Here is an 18,453-nt window from a genome sequence, read left to right as displayed (position 1 = left end):
CTCTTTTCAACAGTATTACCCACGATAAAACTGGCTAGTCCTATAAAGTACCCAAACTTATTATGCATATAATTTATGAAGAAAATAATCTAATGGGCTTTCAACGTAAAAAAGGCCGCTCAAATACAAGAGCGAACCCACTTATTCAGCCTTAATGGTACTTACCCAATGATCAGGTCGGTCTTCAGGGCGAATTTCATCAATTGGAACAAATACCTCTAAATGGCGATATAAATTTGTAAATTCGGCAGGTGATAATCCCCCAAATTCACCATCTAGATTTAACTGTACCACTCCACTTGAATTGACCTTGATGTGGTTTGCTTGGGTGTAAATCACACTTGGGTCATTTACATGTTCTCCTCGAACAGCTAATGTCGCAATTCGAATAAAATCGGCAAGATTTGCCTTTTTCAATATTAATAAAGAGAACAAACCATCATTGATGGAAGCATCTGGGGCTAACTTTTCAAAACCGCCAACGGAGTTCGTTAGTCCTACTAAAAAGAGCATAACCTCTCCTTCAAACAGCTTTCCATCATATTCAATGCTGACCTCAGAGGATCGAATTGAAGGAAGCATTTCCATTCCCTTTAAATAATATGCAAGCTGTCCAAGTACTGTTTTCAACCTACTTGGGACCTCATAGGTAAGCTCCGTAATTCGGCCTCCCCCGGCAATGTTGATAAAATACCGATCATTCATTTTCCCGATATCGACCGGAATCGTATCACCTTTTACAATGATATCTGTAGCTCCCATTACATCACGGGAAATATGAAGTGCCCTAGCAAAATCATTCGTTGTACCAACCGGAATGATTCCCAGCCTTGGTCTGAACTCCTGCTCTGCTAGCCCATTAACAACCTCATTAATCGTCCCGTCACCACCTGCTGCAATAACTAAATCATATTTACGCTCTACTGCAATACGGGCTGCATCCGTTGCATCACCGGCACCAGTTGTGGCGTGGCAAGAGGTTTCATAGCCTGCATTCTCAAGTTTCCTTAATACTTCCGCAAGATGCTTTTTGAAAAGTTCTCGGCCAGAAGTAGGATTATAAATGATTCTAGCTCGTTTCATATCCATCATCCTATTTTAAAATAATTCACTATCTAGAATAGCACAAATGGAAACCAAATACCCAATTTCTACTTATCCATGATCAAATATTTTAATAAATCGTGATTCCTCGCACTCGCGACTCTCCACTTTCTTTACCATTATTCTACCAGGTAAAAAATAGCAAAGCACAAAATCCTTATGAGAAGGAATAATCAGCTGAACTCCTTAGCCTAACTTGAGAGGTAATTGGATAGTGAATTTTGTCCCTTTGCCCATTTCACTTTGAACAGAAACCTTTCCATTCATCGCCTTGATATTGCTGTAGACGACCATCATGCCCAGCCCGGTCCCCTTTTCCTTTGTAGAAAAAAATGGTTCTCCCAATCGTCGGATTTGCTCTTCGGACATGCCTATCCCAGAATCTTCGATCGTAATGTAAAAAGCTGAATTAATAATATAAGTATTGATGTGGATGATTCCCCCGTTAGGCATTGCCTCAATACTGTTTTTTATCATATTAACTATACTTTGTTTAAATTTTTGTTTCTCTCCTACAACTGAAGATTCGGGAGTTAGGCTATAGGTGAACTGAATTGATTTCATATTTGCATACGGGGACATCATTTCGAGAATACTGCCTAGTTCACTTGCAGCCAATAATGTTTCCTGTTTCTCTAAAGATGGTTTTGCAAAGGTTAAGTAGTCAGAAATGATATCGACCGCTCGATCAATTTCCTTAATAGATATGTTTATATACTCTATCTGTTTCTTTTCAGATATACCCCGCTCACTTAAAAGCTGCAAAAATCCCCGTGTTACAGTTAGTGGATTCCTAATTTCATGAGAAACTGAGGCAGCCAAATGACTGACAATCTCCATTTTCTCAGCTTGATAAAGCTTTTCCCTCATCTTTCGATTCCATAACATGACTTCGATAAAATAAACTGATAAACAGAGAACTCCCGTTTGGATTATATATATGATCAGTTGTATAACCGATAATTGATAAAAATGATTCATTCCTGTCAGGATCATAAATATTAACGCTGACAGAATAAAACTAATCAGAGATAAAGTTACGATATAACCATATTTTCTTTTCCTCAATGAAGTTGAATATTGTTTGTAAATATAAAAGAGCAATAGCAGAATAATGGTATTCTCTAGTAGTGCCCCTACTGCCCCAATGCCTCCCATCAAAAAACGAGTGGTTACAAGCAGTATATACACACCCATTCCGACAGTTGGTCCCCCGTACAAAAAGCCGATAATCATGGGTATTTGCCTGAGATCAAAATGATATTCTGAACCCAATTTTATTGGAGTAATAATACATAGGACAACGACAACCGCAGACAGAAAAAAGACGATAAGCTTTTTTTCCTTTCTAGATAAGGGCTTCTCAATTACAAACAGTTGATAGAGTAACAGGCTAATTACGACATAAAAAATATTATTTAGAATGATGGATATTATATTCACACTAATCATTTAGGGACCCCGTTCATGGTGTTAAGGTTAATTTATGTTATTCTAGAATATTAACATAAAGGTATAGTTTTTTCCTAGAAGTCCAGTTAAAAAGAGCTATTTCAGTGCCGGTGAGCCGAAAAAAAAGAACTGATGGGAATACCATCAGCTCGGTTAAATTAACGCTTATTCATTTCCTCAACCAATAGCTTATTGACCATTTGTGGATTGGCCTGTCCTTTTGTCGCTTTCATGATTTGTCCAACTAAGAAGCCAACTGCCTTCTGTTTACCATTTTGAAAATCATCAATTGATTGCGGATTTGCATCCAAAATTTCCGAAATGATTTTTAGAAGTGCACCCTCATCTGAAATCTGGACAAGTCCTTTATCTTTAACGATTTGCTCTGCATTTCCACCGTTTTCGATTAGCTCTTTGAAAACTGTTTTTGCGATTTTGGAAGAAATCGTACCATCAACAATTAGCTTAATCATTCCGGCAAGTCCTTCAGGAGTTAAGGCAACTTCATGAAGTTCCTTCCCTTCCGCTTTTAAAAATGCAGAAACCTCACCCATGATCCAGTTAGATGCCTGTTTCGCATCAGCACCTGCGCTAACAGTCGCGTCAAAGAAATCAGACATTTCCTTTGTCACAGTAAGAACGGCTGCATCATAAACAGGTAATCCTAATTCCTCAATATATCGTTTTTGGCGCTGATCTGGAAGCTCAGGGATTTCTGCACGAATCCGGGCTTTCCAGTCTTCATCAATATAAATGTCTGGTAGATCTGGTTCAGGAAAATAACGATAATCATCCGATCCTTCTTTTACACGCATGAGTAAGGTGGCACTAGTCGCTTCATCAAAACGGCGTGTTTCCTGCTCAATTACACCACCAGCACGAACGACTTCTCGTTGCCGCTTTTCTTCATATTCAAGCCCTTTACGGACGAAGTTAAAAGAGTTTAAGTTTTTCAACTCAGTTTTGGTTCCAAACTCTTCTTGTCCAAACGGGCGAATTGAAATATTGGCGTCACAGCGAAGCGAGCCTTCTTCCATTTTACAATCAGAAACACCTGTATATTGAATGATCGATTTTAATTTTTCTAGATAGGCATAGGCCTCATTCGCCGTACGAATATCCGGTTCAGAAACGATTTCAATTAACGGAGTTCCTTGACGATTGTAATCACACAGTGAATAACCGTTACCGTGATTTAGTTTACCAGCATCCTCTTCTAAATGAACCCGGGTAATCCCAATTCTTTTCTTATAACCATCCACTTCAATATCAATCCAACCATGCTCACCAATCGGTTTATCAAATTGCGAGATTTGATAGGCTTTTGGATTATCCGGATAAAAATAGTTCTTACGGTCAAATTTTGTTTCTGTGGCAATTTCACAGTTCAATGCCATTGACGCTTTCATGCCGTAGTCAACAACTTTTCTGTTCAATACAGGTAAAACACCCGGGTAACCGAGATCAATTACACTCGTATTCATATTTGGACCAGCCCCGAAATGGTTCGGACTGCTTGAGAATATTTTCGAATCTGTTTTTAATTCTACGTGTACTTCTAAACCTATAACCGTTTCAAATTCCATTTTTTCTCACCCCTTACAATTCCGGTTTTTGTTTATGAAAATCGGTTGCTTGTTCAAACGCATGCGCAACACGATAGACTGTTTTTTCATCATAATGTTTGCCAATAATTTGTAATCCTAAAGGCAGACCATTAGAGAAGCCACATGGCACAGAAATCCCTGGGACACCAGCAAGATTCACAGGAATGGTCAAAATATCGTTGGCATACATTGTTAATGGATCAGCCGTTTTTTCACCAATTTTAAATGCTGGCGTTGGTGTAGTTGGGCCAACAATCACGTCATATTTTTCAAAGACATTTTCGAAATCTTGTTTGATTAATGTCCGTACTTTTTGGGCCTTTTTATAATAGGCATCATAGTAACCAGAGCTTAATGCAAATGTGCCAAGCATGATCCTACGTTTTACTTCGTCACCAAAGCCCTCGGCACGAGTATTCTTGTACATTTGTATTAATGTTTCGGCATTGTCCGTTCGATATCCATAGCGAACTCCATCAAAACGAGACAAGTTAGCCGACGCTTCTGATGAAGATAGTAGATAATAAGTAGCCAACGCGTATTTTGAATGCGGAAGCGATACTTCTTCCCATGTTGCACCCATCTTTTCAAGAACCTTTAGAGAAGCTAAGACAGATTGGCGAACCTCTTCTTGAACGCCTTCACCAAGATATTCTTTTGGCACGGCAATTTTCAAGCCTCTAACATCACCCGTTAATGCTTCGGCGAAGTTTGGCACGGCAAGATTTGCTGACGTTGAATCCATTGGATCATATCCAGAAATTGCTTGGAGTAAATAGGCATTATCTTCGACCGTTCTTGTAACAGGACCTATTTGGTCAAGGGAAGACGCAAAGGCAACAAGTCCAAAGCGGGACACACGGCCATATGTTGGTTTTAACCCAACAACACCACAATAGGCTGCCGGCTGACGGATTGAGCCTCCTGTGTCGGATCCTAAAGAAAACAGCACTTCACCTGCCGCAACAGATGCCGCTGATCCACCAGAAGATCCACCTGGTACCGTTTCAAGATTCCATGGGTTTCTCGTTTTTTGAAAACCTGAGTTTTCCGTTGAGGAACCCATCGCGAATTCATCCATGTTCAATTTCCCAATTGTAATCGTTTCTGCTTGCTGTAGCTTTTGCGTTACAGTTGCATCATAGATTGGGTCAAAGTTTTCAAGAATTTTACTTGCACAAGTAGTACGCAAGTTTTTTGTTACGATATTATCCTTGATCCCAATTGGCATCCCGAATAATAAACCCTTTGATTCGTCCGTACCAAGCTTGTTGTCCAAATTTTTGGCGATTTCCAACGCCTTTTCTTCATTTAACGTTAAAAAGGCTTGAACTTTATTATCTACTTCATTGATGCGTTTGAAAGATTGCTCTACTAGATCAGAGACAGTTATTTCTTTTTTATGTAAAAGACTATGCAGTTCTGCTACGCTTTGATCAAATAAACTCATCGTTTTCCCCTCCTTACTCTATAATAGCTGGCACCTTAATTTGGCCATCTCGATGTTCAGGTGCATTTTTTAATACTTCTTCCCGTGGCAACCCTTGTTGCGGAATATCTTCGCGTAACACATTTTTTAATTCTAAAACGTGAGAGGTCGGCTCGACGTTGTCCGTATCTAGCTCATTTAATTGCTCAGCGAAGCTGATAATCGCGTCTAATTGCTTTGTGAATTTTTCAGCCTCGTCCTCGGTTATTGCCAATCTTGCCAAATGAGCAACATGCTTCACTTGTTCAACAGAAATTCTTGACATATTTTTTTCACCTCCAAATTTATTCGAACAGTCACACAATAATAAAATGATAACAAACTTTTCCACACTAAAGCAACAATGTTTACCAATCTACCCTGCATTGTCCTTTGCCTATTTTACCATGAAAAATGGGCGGATTCCTTGCAAAAGGGCAAAATTAATTTGCTTTTGTCTATTGTGGATGCTCTTAATCAAATGTTTGATTGAATACGCCCTATGTCTTGGGGCACTTAGTCCGGAGTCAGCCAATCAATCGTTTGATTAGTGGTTAGCGTTCGCTTTTTAAAACTTATCGGTCAATGTTACTTTCATCGCTCCGCTTTTCAGAAACAAAAATACAGACCTCCTTCTTTGCCCGGGGTCTGTATTCGATGAGGCTCATTTTTCAAATAGCCAAAAATCACCTTTCTAAAAACCATGACTTCCTACTTTTTAAAGATATTTTGAAAGATTGACATGAAACCCTTCTCTTCCGGTTTTGTTGGCAGAACAGGTTCCGTTTCAGTTTCCTTTCCAATAAAGATCTCCTCTTTGTCGATTGCAAACTCTTGCGCCAGTACTAAACCAAGATCAGAATTGTAATCCTTATTGGTGACAATCGTGTATTCCAAATTCAAACTTTTGGCGATTGAAATATATTTACTAAGATTTGAATAGTCCAAATTGCCATTTAAAAACAAATGAGCGCTACCATTCTCCTTCATCAATATCTCAACTTTCGGATAGACTCCCTTTTCCATAACTTGCTCCCCGGTTAAAGCTACCACGACCCTTTCACGGATGGTGGTTAAAAACCTTCGTCTTTCATCGGGCTTTGTTTCCTTTGCCCCATGAATTCCCTGCAGCAAGTAATCATCCATTTCCGACTTTGACAAATTGAAACCTCCCCATCGTACAGACTAATACTATGTATGTAGCATTCCAAAAAAAGGTGCGTAAAATCCCTCCCACCTGAACACTTACGTTTTAACGCACCACCGCACCGGGGGTCAGGCACCACTTTTCACTTTAATGCACTACCGTCCCCCCAGTCCCCACTTTCTCTACCCCCTAAAAAACAAGGCTGTGTTAAAGCTCAATGTTGATGTTTTGCACAATGTTGATTGGAGTGGAGGGCGCGAAGACTCCTGCGGGAGCAGCGGGACAGGTGAGACCCCGCAGGTGCTTTAGCGCCGAGGAGGCTCACCGCCCGCCCCGCGGAAAGCGAAGCGCCTGGAACGGAAATCAACATTCTAGTTTAGCAGAGCAAAAAACAAAAAAATCCTTCTCTTCTTATATAGAAGAGAAGGAGAAAATAGGAGAAATATAGGAGTAAAAATCACAAGTAAAATAATTCTTACGGATTACTTAGATGCAGTGAATTGTTCTTCTTCAGTTGAGCCCTTTAGAGCTGTAGTTGAAGAAGTACCACCAGAAATAATCATGGAAACTTGGTCGAAGTAACCAGTTCCAACTTCACGTTGGTGTCTTGTTGCAGTGTAACCGTCTTTCTCACTAGCAAACTCAGCTTGTTGAAGTTCGGAGTAAGCAGCCATACCACGAGTTTTGTAGCCTTTTGCTAAATTAAACATGCTGTGGTTTAAAGCATGGAAACCTGCAAGTGTAACGAATTGGAATTTATAGCCCATTTTACCAAGTTCAACTTGGAATTTAGCAATTGTTTCATCATCAAGTTTTGCTTTCCAGTTAAATGAAGGAGAGCAGTTGTAAGCAAGTAATTTACCAGGGAATTTTGCATGAATAGCTTCAGCAAATTGTCTAGCTTCATCAATATTAGGTTCAGAAGTTTCACACCAGATCAAGTCCGCATATGGTGCATAAGCTAAACCGCGGGAAATGGCTTGTTCAATTCCAGCTTTTACTCGGAAGAAACCTTCAGGTGTACGGTTTCCTGTAATGAACGGAGCATCATATTGATCAATATCACTTGTAATTAAATCAGCCGCATTTGCATCTGTACGGGCAACAAGAACAGTTGGTACACCCATTACGTCAGCAGCAAGACGAGCCGCAATCAAGTTTTTAACAGCTGTTTGAGTTGGTAATAATACTTTACCACCTAAGTGACCGCATTTTTTCTCAGAAGATAATTGATCTTCAAAATGAACGCCTGAAGCACCAGCTTCTATCATGCCCTTCATTAATTCGAAACAGTTTAATTGTCCGCCAAAACCAGCTTCTGCATCAGCAACAATTGGAGCAAACCAATCAATTGAGTTGTCGCCTTCGCCATGTGTTATTTGATCAGCACGTTGTAGTGCTTGGTTAATACGTTTAACAACTGCAGGAACACTATTTGCTGGGTATAAGCTTTGGTCAGGATACATATTTCCAGACAAGTTAGCATCTGCAGCAACTTGCCATCCGCTTAAGTAGATTGCCTTAAGACCAGCTTTAACTTGTTGTACAGCTTGGTTACCAGTTAATGCTCCAAGTGCATTAACGAAATCTTCTTCATTTACTAGCTTCCAAAGCTTCTCAGATCCCCGTTGTGCCAAAGTGTATTCAATATCAATTGAGCCGCGTAATTTTAGAACATCTTCTGCTGTATATGGTCTTTCTACACCTTTCCAACGTGCGTCTAATTCCCAGCTTTCTTGTAATTGTTTTGCTCTTTCATTTGACATAGATAATTCCTCCTTTGTTTTTATTAACCCCTTTGTTACCCCTAGTAAACTGTGTATCTATAAAATTTCATATCCTAATAGAGTTATGAAATTTTAATAAACATTTCTTAGCCATGAGTGACTGAACAGCTGTTGATCTTCAAAAATCAATCATTCAACATATTGAGCATCCGCTCAATTATTTTCCAATCATCAGCAAGCATCTTACAATTTACTAGTTTAATAACTTGCAAAAGCTATCACTCATTAGAAACTTTTTCAATGTTATAACACAGTGTTTAGTGAATCTTTTTGTATTATATAACAGATTTTCTGGAATTGAAACCCCTATTTTTAGATTTTTCTGAAATTAAATTCGACAAAGCTTTTTATCTTCAAAAAAAATAGCCCTATCTCCTTTAAAGAGATAGAGCCAAGCCAATTTAATTAATATAACTCTGAAGAGGTTTTCGCCTGCATATGGAGCAGCAAATAATCAGGTCCACCTGCTTTAGAGTCTGTTCCCGACATGTTAAAACCACCGAATGGCTGGTAACCAACAATAGCACCTGTACAGCCACGGTTTATATAAAGATTACCAACATGGAAATCTTCTCGTGCTTTTTCAATATGGTCACGATTTTTCGAAATGACTGCACCTGTTAAACCGTATTCCGTATTATTAGCAATCTCTAAAGCTTGCTCAAAATCCTTTGCCTTTGTGAATCCGACAACAGGTCCAAAGATTTCTTCCTGCATTAGACGTGCTTTTGGTGCTAAATCCGCAATCACTGTTGGCTGGATGAAGTATCCTTTCGAATTGTCTCCGATACCACCAGCAACCAATCTGCCTTCCTGTTTGCCGATTTCAATATAGTCGATGACCTTGTTAAAAGCACTTTGATCAATGACTGGACCAGTGAATACAGTTTGATCTTCAGGATTACCAACAGATAATTGGTTTGTTAACTCTACTACCCTGCTTAATACTTGATCATACACGTCCTCAACAACGATTGCTCGGGAGCATGCTGAACATTTTTGCCCTGAGAAGCCAAACGATGAAGCTACAATTGATTGTGCTGCTAGTTCTAGGTCTGCATCTTTATCAACAACAATCGTGTCTTTTCCGCCCATTTCAGCAATGACACGTTTTAACCAAATTTGGCCTTTTGATAATTTCGAAGCCCGCTCGTAAATACGTAAACCGACATCACGGGAGCCGGTAAAGCTGATAAATCGCGTATCTTTATGATCAACTAAATAGTCCCCTACCTCAGCTCCACTGCCTGGAACAAAGTTTACTACTCCTTTTGGAAGACCAGCTTGTTCTAATATCTCAACAAATTTAGCAGCCACGATTGGAGTTGTGGATGCTGGTTTTAACAAAACGGTGTTTCCGGCAACAATCGCTGCAACCGTTGTGCCAGCCATAATGGCTAACGGGAAATTCCAAGGGGGGATAATAATCCCTACTCCTAAAGGAATATAGTCATAACGGTTATGTTCGTTCGGACGACTTTGGACAGGAACGCCCTCTTTAATGCGCAACATTTGGCGCGCGTAAAATTCTAGAAAATCAATAGCTTCAGCTGTATCGGCATCTGCTTCACGCCAAGGTTTCCCTGCCTCCTTGGTCATTAGGGCAGAGAATTCATGTTTCCGCCGTCGTAAAATGGCTGCAGCCTTAAATAACACATCAGCACGCATCTCCGGTTTTGCCTTCCGCCATGTTTTAAAAGCGTCAACAGCCGCTTGCATTGCTTTTTCAGCAAGCTCACGGTTAGCCTTTGACACTCTCCCGATTACCTCTTGATTATTTGCTGGATTATAGGATACGATTTTTTCATCGGTGGAAACTCGCTCTCCCCCAATGATTAAATCGTAATCTTGTGCTAAATAGCTTTCAACGATCTGTAAGCCCTGTAGGTATGCTTTTCGGTTTTCCTCAACTGTAAAGTCTGTTAAAGACTCATGTTTGTAAGGTTGTACCATTATACCGCCTCCTATGTTTAGCTAAAATCCTATCCCTATTTTATCATTACTCTAATAATCTCTCAAATATTGCTACAATTTTTTATATTCTAATATAATTTCACTAAATGCAAAAAAAGAAGGCAAACATAAAGTCTGCCTTCCGCTTTTCTATTCATACACGTGCACAAAGGGTTCGCTTTGGTTCGCCTTACGGACGATAAGTGCTTCTGGACCATTTACAGACGAAATATTCACTTCCACCGTTACATATTCAGGAAAATGCTCCATAACAAGTCCAGTGACATATTGGGTAAAACCAATGCCTTCAGCCTTTCCGTAAAATTGAATCGGCAAGTCAATCGATATTTCTTGAAGCTGATTCTCTACATAAAACGCCTTCCCAATCACACCATTAAAGTTTGGAAAATAGGATTCCACATCTTGCTTGAAATTTTGGAAAAACGTAATATCATCTCGGTGATCACTTGTTGCCTGTGTTGAAGGAAAAAGATAATACTTCTCATTAACATCTTCCCATCCACCAAGGCTATTACTGCCTTTTGAAACGTTGGAATAGGCGAAGAAGTTTCCTGGTACGACTGCCGATTTACTCGCTTGTTCAAAAAGAGCAATTGTAACCGGTACATCCTTAAGACCGTCAACACCACGAATTCTTTTAGCCACTTCTTCAGCAATCTTTTTGCCTTCCCGTTCAAGATCAGCATGAGGGATTTTCTTCTCAAAAGTTGCCCCGTATTGAACCGTCTGGTAATAATAAACGGAATTCATTGCAAGACCAATCACTACGCCACCAAGACGAACCTTGCCGTCATTATCTTTTATTAAATAGTCATGCTCTAAAATATGTGCCAAATAAATTGGACTCTTTTCATTTCTTGTTTTTAAATCACCCACCCCATCATCGAGCGGATTCAAACCAACATTTTCTGTGTCCTTTAACTTTTCAGCATCTAATTGTTCCTTAGTAAATTTGCGGTTGAGCCACATTTGTACTGTTTTTTTCTTCAAATATTGACCTTCCTGGAACAAATACTTATCAGGGTCAAAGCTTTTTAAGGCCACTCTCATTAATCCCGTTTCAAACTCATTGATATCATATCTTGTGTTCAAATTATTTACGACTAAACCCCTTGCCTCTCCAGGCTTGAATGGTAAAATCGTTCGGTAATACTGATCAGAGATTTGATATTTTGGTATAATAGCTTTCTCTTTTGAATTATCCTTTGTGCTTTGAACTACTTCATCTTTTTTTTGAAAGTTAGGAGCACATGCTGTTAATAAAAGGACAAGAGCTAAAGCAACCAGCGCTAATTTCTTCATGGGTTCCCCCTCTTACTTATTTAGTTCCTCAATCATTTTCACTTCATCCCAAATTTCTATTCCCAATTCCTCTGCCTTTGTAAGCTTAGATCCCGCATCTGCCCCAGCAATGACAAGATTCGTTTTTTTGCTAACACTCCCAGCAACATTACCTCCGAGTGCCTCTATTTTTTCTTTTGCCTCATTCCTATTTAGGTGCTCCAACTTACCTGTTAAGACCACGGTTTTACCGTTAAAGAAGGAATTCGAATCCTCTGCTAAAACACGTTTAGGACCCTTATAGACCATGTTAACTGACGCCAATTTTAATTCTTGAATCAGCTCGTTTACTTCATCTTTGGCAAAATAGGTGACAATCGAACTGGCCATCTTTTCGCCTATCTCATTAACAGCTGTTAACTCAACCTCTGTCGCTTCCGCCAAGCAATCGATCGTTTCAAAATGTTGGGCAAGCGTTTTGGCCGCTTTTGCACCAACGTGACGAATTCCAAGTCCAAACAAAAGCTTTTCAAGTGAATTTTCTTTAGATCCATCGATAGCAGCTAGTAGGTTTTGAATCGACTTTTCTCCCATCCGTTCAAGCCCAATCAGCTGTTCCCGAGTAAGTTTATAAATATCAGCCACATCATGAATTAAGCTTTCTGAAAATAATTGACTGATGACCTTCTCCCCTAGCCCCTCGATGTTCATTGCATTACGGGACACAAAATGAATCAGACCCTCGCGAATTTGGGCAGGACATTTTGGATTAATACAGCGGAGGGCCACTTCTTCTTCAAGACGAACAAGCTCACTTTCACACTCTGGGCAAGATGTCGGCATTTGAAATACCTTTTCCTCGCCAGTCCGTCTCTCAACAAGAACATTTACTACCTCAGGAATAATATCTCCAGCTTTTTTCACAACAACCTGGTCACCAAGTCGAATATCCTTTTCACGAATGAGGTCTTCATTATGCAACGATGCCCGCCCAACAGTAGACCCTGCAACACGAACCGGCTCTAAAATAGCTGTTGGGGTAATCACTCCTGTCCGCCCTACATTGAGTTCAATATCGATTAAAGTTGTGACGACCTCCTCAGCTGGAAATTTATAAGCAATTGCCCACCTGGGACTTTTTGCGGTTGTGCCCAATATTTCTTGTTGCCTTAGAGAATCTACTTTTATTACAATCCCGTCAATTTCATATGGCAAATTAGGCCTTTTTTCAACCCAGCTCTCAACAAATTGAATGACACTGTCGATGTCAGCACAATTTTGTCTTTCTTTATTCGTTTTAAATCCTAACGAGTCGAGCCAACTAAGCCCTTCACTATGCGAAGTAATATTTGCATTTTCTGCACCGGCTATCCCGTATAAAAAGATATCTAGTGCTCTCGACGAGGCAATTTTCGGATCTAGCTGCCGTAACGATCCAGCTGCAGCATTACGCGGATTAGCAAATGGCTCTTCACCTTTTTCATTTTTCACCTTATTTAAAGCTTCAAACGAACGTTTTGGCATAAATGCCTCTCCACGTACCTCAATGGCAATTTCCTCAGATAGACGCAACGGCATCGAACCAATCGTTTTTAAGTTAGCAGTGATGTCCTCACCAACAGTTCCGTCTCCTCTTGTTGCCCCTTGGATAAAAACACCATTATCATAACGAAGAGATACCGCTAACCCATCAATTTTCAACTCACAAATATACGAAAAATCATCGCCAACAACCTGCCGAATTCTCCGGTCAAAGTCGCGTAAATCTTGTGGGCCAAAGGCATTTCCTAGGCTTAACATCGGAACCCGATGCTCAACCTTCTCAAATACATCTAACACTTCTCCGCCCACTCTTTGTGAAGGAGAATCCGCCGTTTTAAGATCTGGATATTGGGTTTCAATCCCAATCAATTCCTTAATAAGTCGGTCGTATTCGGCATCCGGTACACTTGGATGATCTAGAACATAATATTCGTAATTATATTGATTAAGTAATTCATGCAATTCCCTTACACGATTTTTTTGAGTTTGAAGGTCCATACATGCAGCCCTTTCATGTGAGATAAGTCTAAGCTTTTTTGATTGGAGCAAACTTCGCGAGCAACCGTTTGATCCCAACCGGACTTGGAAAAGCGATATCTAACTCGATTCCTTCCCCTTCTCCTTTTACACTTACAACGGTACCAGTTCCCCATTTACCATGTTCTGCTTTTTCGCCCACTCTCCAACCAATTTCAGCACCGCCAGTTGGTGAAGCGATATTGGGACGAACGACTGGTTTCCTTTGCGACTGCTTAGCGAAAGTTGGAAACGACGCAACAGCTTTTTTAACTGGTTCGATTCCCTCAAGCAGATCTGCTGGTATTTCTTTAATGAACCTTGATGGTGCATTCGAAGTCGTACGACCATACAATGTCCGCATTTGCGCATTGCTGATGAATAACTGTTGTTCAGCCCTCGTAATACCAACATAAGCAAGACGACGTTCTTCTTCCATCTCCGCTTCTTCCTGAAGCGATCGACTGTGCGGGAATACCCCTTCCTCTAAACCCATCAGGAACACCACAGGGAATTCCAACCCTTTGGCGGAGTGAAGCGTCATTAATACAACCGTATCATCTTTCTTTTGCCCTTCGTCGTCCAGACTGTCAATATCAGCAACTAAGGCCAGATCAGTTAAAAAGGCGATCAGACTTTTATCTTCATTAGCTTCTTCAAAATTTTTCGTCACAGACAGTAACTCGTCCAAGTTTTCCAGTCTACTTTGTGATTCTAATGATTTTTCAGCCTTAAGCATATCGCGATAACCAGATTTATCTAGTAGCTCTTCAACCATCTCTGTTACCGATAAAAACTCTTGCATTCGGGTGTAACCGTTGATTAGGTCACGGAACTCAGCTGCAGCCTTTGTCACCTTAGGACTTAAGCCGATTAACTCCACCGATTCCAATGCCTGAAACAAAGACATATCATGTGTTAGGGCAAATTCAACGATTTTATCGTAAGAGCTTGAACCAATTCCTCTTTTTGGAACGTTGATGACCCTTTGTAAGGCAATCTCATCATCTGGATTGGCAATCAGCTTTAAGTAACTAATGATATCTTTAATTTCTTTTCGCTCATAGAACTTGATTCCGCCAACAATCGAGTAATCAATATTAGATTTTAACAGCACTTCCTCAATGACCCGGGATTGAGCATTGGTTCGATACAAAATAGCGATATTAGCCTGTTTATACTTACCGCTTCCGACGAGTTCTTTTATTTTTCCAGCAACAAATTGCGCCTCTCCCTTTTCGCTGTCGGCCCGGAAATAATTAATCTTATTCCCTGCCTGATTTTCAGTCCAAAGGTTTTTCGCTTTTCTGTTTAGGTTATTAGAAATAACTTCGTTTGCTGCTAAAAGAATTCGTTTTGAGGACCGATAATTCTGTTCAAGCAAGATTACTTTTGCATTTGGATAATCTTTTTCAAATGATAAGATATTGGCGATGTCAGCACCGCGCCAACGATAAATTGATTGGTCAGAATCCCCAACAACGCAAAGATTTTTAAACCTAGCTGCCAATAGCTTGACCAGCATGTATTGTGCTCTATTCGTATCTTGATACTCATCAACATGAATATACTGAAATTTGCGTTGATAGTATTCGAGGACCTCAGGTACCCGTTGAAATAATTGGATCGTCAACATAATTAAATCATCAAAATCCAAAGCACTATTTTTGCGCAGACGGCTTTGATACTCTTCGTATACTTCAGCTACCTTTTTTTCAAAATAACCACCGGCAGTTTTTGAATAAGTGCCCGTATCAATTAGTTCATTCTTTGCGCTACTAATGGCTCCAAGCATCGCTCGAGGGTCAAACTGTTTCGGATCTATATTTTTAGCTTTTAAAATTCCTTTAATCACCGATTGCTGGTCGGTTGTGTCTAGAATCGTAAAATTCCTGCTAAAACCAATTCGATCAATGTCGCGGCGAAGAATTCTCACGCACATGGAATGAAAGGTCGAAATCCAGACTTCATCTGCCGCTCCGCCCATTATACTTTGAATCCGTTCTTTCATTTCTCTTGCGGCCTTATTTGTAAATGTAATCGCTAAAATATTATAAGGATTGACACTTTTTTCTACCATTAGGTAAGCAATACGGTGCGTCAACACTCTCGTTTTGCCACTTCCTGCTCCAGCCATGATCAATAGCGGACCATTCGTTGCTGTTACTGCCTTTTGCTGCTCAGGATTTAAACCATTTAATAACTTATCAGTTAAAAACTGCATCTATGTCACCACTTTAATTTGTTTTATTAATCAACCGTTTGATTGAATTACACCCTTGCCTTGATACCAACATTACGATTGGATTTCATCAATCGTTTGATTAAGACTGAATTCCCTTAACTGTAGCCAGTGCTGTATTCAAATCTTTATAGATAACATTCCCCACTACGATAACATCGGCATAAGCACTCATTTCCTTTGCCTGTTGGACTGTCTCAATTCCACCACCGTAAAAGAATGTCGCATGATCTAAATGCCGCTTTACTTCCTTTACAATCATTGGGTCCCCATAAGTACCGCTATATTCTAAATAGAATATTGGTAAATGAAACATTTTTTCTGCCATCATCGCATAGGAAACTACGTCTGACAAGGAGAGTGCTGTATCAGCACTTGTTAATTGAGCAGCTTTGCATTCACCATTCATAATGCAGTATCCTTCAACAAGGATCTCATCCCAATTCATAAGCTCACTGAATTCCTTAAGCGCATGATGATGCAGGCCAGTGATCCACTTTGTATCGCAGCTGTTTAAAACCGTCGGGATAAAATACAAATCAAATCCGGGAGTAACTGTATCGATGCTAGAAACTTCTAATACACATGGCACTGTATACTTACGAATGCGCACCATCAAATCTAGGACCTTATCCAGAGTAACCCCATCTGTGCCACCTACGATGATTGCATCTGTTCCTGATTCACAAATCATTTCAAGTGCATCATCGGATATTTCTTTATCTGGATCGAGTTTAAATACATGGCGCCACTCGCGAACATCGTACATACCAAAAAGCCCCCATTCTAGTTTCCATTTCACCATTATATCACTTGTTCACATGATAAAAAACCAAAAAACCGAAGGGGCTATCCCTTCGGCATTTAATGTTAATCATTCATTTTACTTGTCAAAAACTACTCTGCACTTGTTTCTTCTTTTTGAACTTTGACACGGTCTAAAGCCATTTCGTATGCATCGTTCCCATAATTTAAACACCGTTTCACGCGTGAAATGGTCGCAGTGCTGGCACCTGTTTCAGTTTCAATTTTATGATAGGTATTACCTTCACGAAGCATGCGAGCAACCTCTAAACGTTGAGCTAATGATTGAATTTCATTAACTGTACATAAATCATCGAAAAAACGATAGCACTCTTCTAAATTTTCTAAAGACAAAATGGCTTTAAATAGTTGATCAAGCTCTTTACCTCGTAATTTTTCAATCTGCATTATATGGACCCCTTTAAAAATCTAGTTAATTTGCTTCGACCTTAACTTCACTTGTTAATCCTGGATTAGATGGGACAATATTGATCCATGTTTTCCCTGGTACAAATCCTACAATAGCGCCATTTATTACTGGCACAATCCGTCCATCCTGACTTTTCCATTCAACTTGCCTTAAGAAGCCTTTTTGTAACAGATAGGCTTTACCACCTGAGGTTAAGTCAATCTTTCTACGACCGGCACCATCATTTAATGTTTGGTGTTCCGTTTCAACGATAAAGACATTATCTAATAAAACGGGGGCATCTGTTTCATAATTAACGGTCTGCTCTCCAGCAGAAAAACGTTTATATTTACCGATTGTCTCGTCATACTCATAAGTTGCAGTAAATGTTGGATTATTTAAGTAAGCAACAGAAACTTTTTTCCCAGGTTGACCCTCAAGTTTCTTGATTTCATCTTTTGTTAAAAACGTCAATGGCTCAGGTGCATTCTTCATCGAAAAGCTGTTCTTTTCAGCACCTTCGAGAATTTTTTCATAAGTAATATAGGAATTATGCGGCGCTACTCTGTCAGTTGATCGCTTAAAAAGAGTCCCGTCATATTGCATTCCATTTAAATTATCAATGTACCCGTTATCAAGCATTTCCTTTGCATCAGGGCTGTACCCATGGGCAATGTAGAGGCTATCATATGCTTTTGCCAGTTTTATGTAGTACTCTCTGGCACTACGAACAGGACCAATTTTCTCGGGCTTTTCGCTTTGGAAAATAGCCAAGAACCTCGTCACGTTTCCTTCAGCTAGCAATTCATAGACAATGTCTGCTTTATCTAAGCCTGTTTGTGGCCTTGCTTTTGGATGATTGTTGACCATGACTGCAACCGCTCTTCCGCCAACTTCCTCTTTCGTGCCAATTCCGGTTAATGGAAAATAATTAGGGAATTCTGCTGTTTCTTTTTGAACATTTTCTATTGCCTTTTCTTTATGTTCTTTTACGTTTGCTTCCTTGGTTCCACTACATCCTGTTAGCAGAAGGAATATTGCCGCAGATACGACGATATATCTCCTTACCATCCATATCACCTCCACCTTCAAAAATGATGTGTCTGCAAATTGTTGGTCT

At 39.9% G+C, this 18,453-nt stretch carries 14 protein-coding genes; all 14 read right to left on the bottom strand.

What is annotated here, in order from left to right; all coding sequences use genetic code 11:
• Nucleotides 1–141 precede the first annotated feature (141 nt).
• The gene (locus tag B1NLA3E_RS01985) at nucleotides 142–1,083 is read right to left on the bottom strand and encodes a diacylglycerol kinase (protein WP_041580226.1); all 942 of its coding nucleotides are present in this window, start codon (nucleotides 1,081–1,083) and stop codon (nucleotides 142–144) included.
• Nucleotides 1,084–1,290: 207 nt separating this feature from the next.
• On the bottom strand, nucleotides 1,291–2,556 hold the full coding sequence (locus B1NLA3E_RS01980; RefSeq protein WP_015592184.1) for an ATP-binding protein: 1,266 nt from the start codon (nucleotides 2,554–2,556) through the stop codon (nucleotides 1,291–1,293).
• Nucleotides 2,557–2,714: 158 nt separating this feature from the next.
• Nucleotides 2,715–4,142, bottom strand: a complete 1,428-nt coding sequence (gene gatB, locus B1NLA3E_RS01975; protein ID WP_015592183.1) for an Asp-tRNA(Asn)/Glu-tRNA(Gln) amidotransferase subunit GatB — start codon at nucleotides 4,140–4,142, stop codon at nucleotides 2,715–2,717.
• A 13-nt stretch (nucleotides 4,143–4,155) separates the two neighbouring features.
• Nucleotides 4,156–5,613, bottom strand: coding sequence for an Asp-tRNA(Asn)/Glu-tRNA(Gln) amidotransferase subunit GatA (gene gatA, locus B1NLA3E_RS01970; protein ID WP_015592182.1), 1,458 nt, complete (start codon nucleotides 5,611–5,613; stop codon nucleotides 4,156–4,158).
• Between the two features lie 13 nt (nucleotides 5,614–5,626).
• On the bottom strand, nucleotides 5,627–5,917 hold the full coding sequence (gene gatC / locus B1NLA3E_RS01965; RefSeq protein WP_015592181.1) for an Asp-tRNA(Asn)/Glu-tRNA(Gln) amidotransferase subunit GatC: 291 nt from the start codon (nucleotides 5,915–5,917) through the stop codon (nucleotides 5,627–5,629).
• Nucleotides 5,918–6,342: 425 nt separating this feature from the next.
• Entirely contained in the window at nucleotides 6,343–6,777 is a 435-nt protein-coding gene (locus B1NLA3E_RS01960) for a YueI family protein (protein ID WP_015592180.1), read from the bottom strand.
• 483 nt (nucleotides 6,778–7,260) lie between these two features.
• Nucleotides 7,261–8,544, bottom strand: coding sequence for an isocitrate lyase (aceA, locus tag B1NLA3E_RS01950; RefSeq protein WP_015592178.1), 1,284 nt, complete (start codon nucleotides 8,542–8,544; stop codon nucleotides 7,261–7,263).
• A gap of 426 nt (nucleotides 8,545–8,970) precedes the next feature.
• Nucleotides 8,971–10,518 (bottom strand): L-glutamate gamma-semialdehyde dehydrogenase, encoded by a 1,548-nt coding sequence (pruA, locus tag B1NLA3E_RS01945; protein ID WP_015592177.1) that lies wholly within the window; start codon nucleotides 10,516–10,518, stop codon nucleotides 8,971–8,973.
• A gap of 150 nt (nucleotides 10,519–10,668) precedes the next feature.
• Nucleotides 10,669–11,841, bottom strand: coding sequence for a CamS family sex pheromone protein (locus tag B1NLA3E_RS01940; protein ID WP_015592176.1), 1,173 nt, complete (start codon nucleotides 11,839–11,841; stop codon nucleotides 10,669–10,671).
• A gap of 12 nt (nucleotides 11,842–11,853) precedes the next feature.
• Nucleotides 11,854–13,860 (bottom strand): NAD-dependent DNA ligase LigA, encoded by a 2,007-nt coding sequence (gene ligA, locus B1NLA3E_RS01935; protein ID WP_015592175.1) that lies wholly within the window; start codon nucleotides 13,858–13,860, stop codon nucleotides 11,854–11,856.
• A gap of 28 nt (nucleotides 13,861–13,888) precedes the next feature.
• Nucleotides 13,889–16,102, bottom strand: a complete 2,214-nt coding sequence (gene pcrA / locus B1NLA3E_RS01930; protein ID WP_015592174.1) for a DNA helicase PcrA — start codon at nucleotides 16,100–16,102, stop codon at nucleotides 13,889–13,891.
• 100 nt (nucleotides 16,103–16,202) lie between these two features.
• On the bottom strand, nucleotides 16,203–16,889 hold the full coding sequence (locus B1NLA3E_RS01925) for a heptaprenylglyceryl phosphate synthase (protein ID WP_015592173.1): 687 nt from the start codon (nucleotides 16,887–16,889) through the stop codon (nucleotides 16,203–16,205).
• A 128-nt stretch (nucleotides 16,890–17,017) separates the two neighbouring features.
• Nucleotides 17,018–17,332 carry a YerC/YecD family TrpR-related protein gene (locus B1NLA3E_RS01920; RefSeq protein WP_015592172.1) on the bottom strand — a complete coding sequence of 105 codons (315 nt, stop codon included), beginning with the start codon at nucleotides 17,330–17,332 and terminating at the stop codon, nucleotides 17,018–17,020.
• Nucleotides 17,333–17,357: 25 nt separating this feature from the next.
• Nucleotides 17,358–18,404, bottom strand: a complete 1,047-nt coding sequence (locus tag B1NLA3E_RS01915; protein ID WP_041580224.1) for a DUF3048 domain-containing protein — start codon at nucleotides 18,402–18,404, stop codon at nucleotides 17,358–17,360.
• Nucleotides 18,405–18,453: the final 49 nt, after the last annotated feature.

The sequence above is a fragment of the Bacillus sp. 1NLA3E genome, from assembly GCF_000242895.2.
Classification (GTDB): domain Bacteria; phylum Bacillota; class Bacilli; order Bacillales; family Cytobacillaceae; genus Bacillus_BU.
Note: the sequence above shows the minus strand (reverse complement) of the source record. Positions and strands in the feature narration are given on the sequence as shown.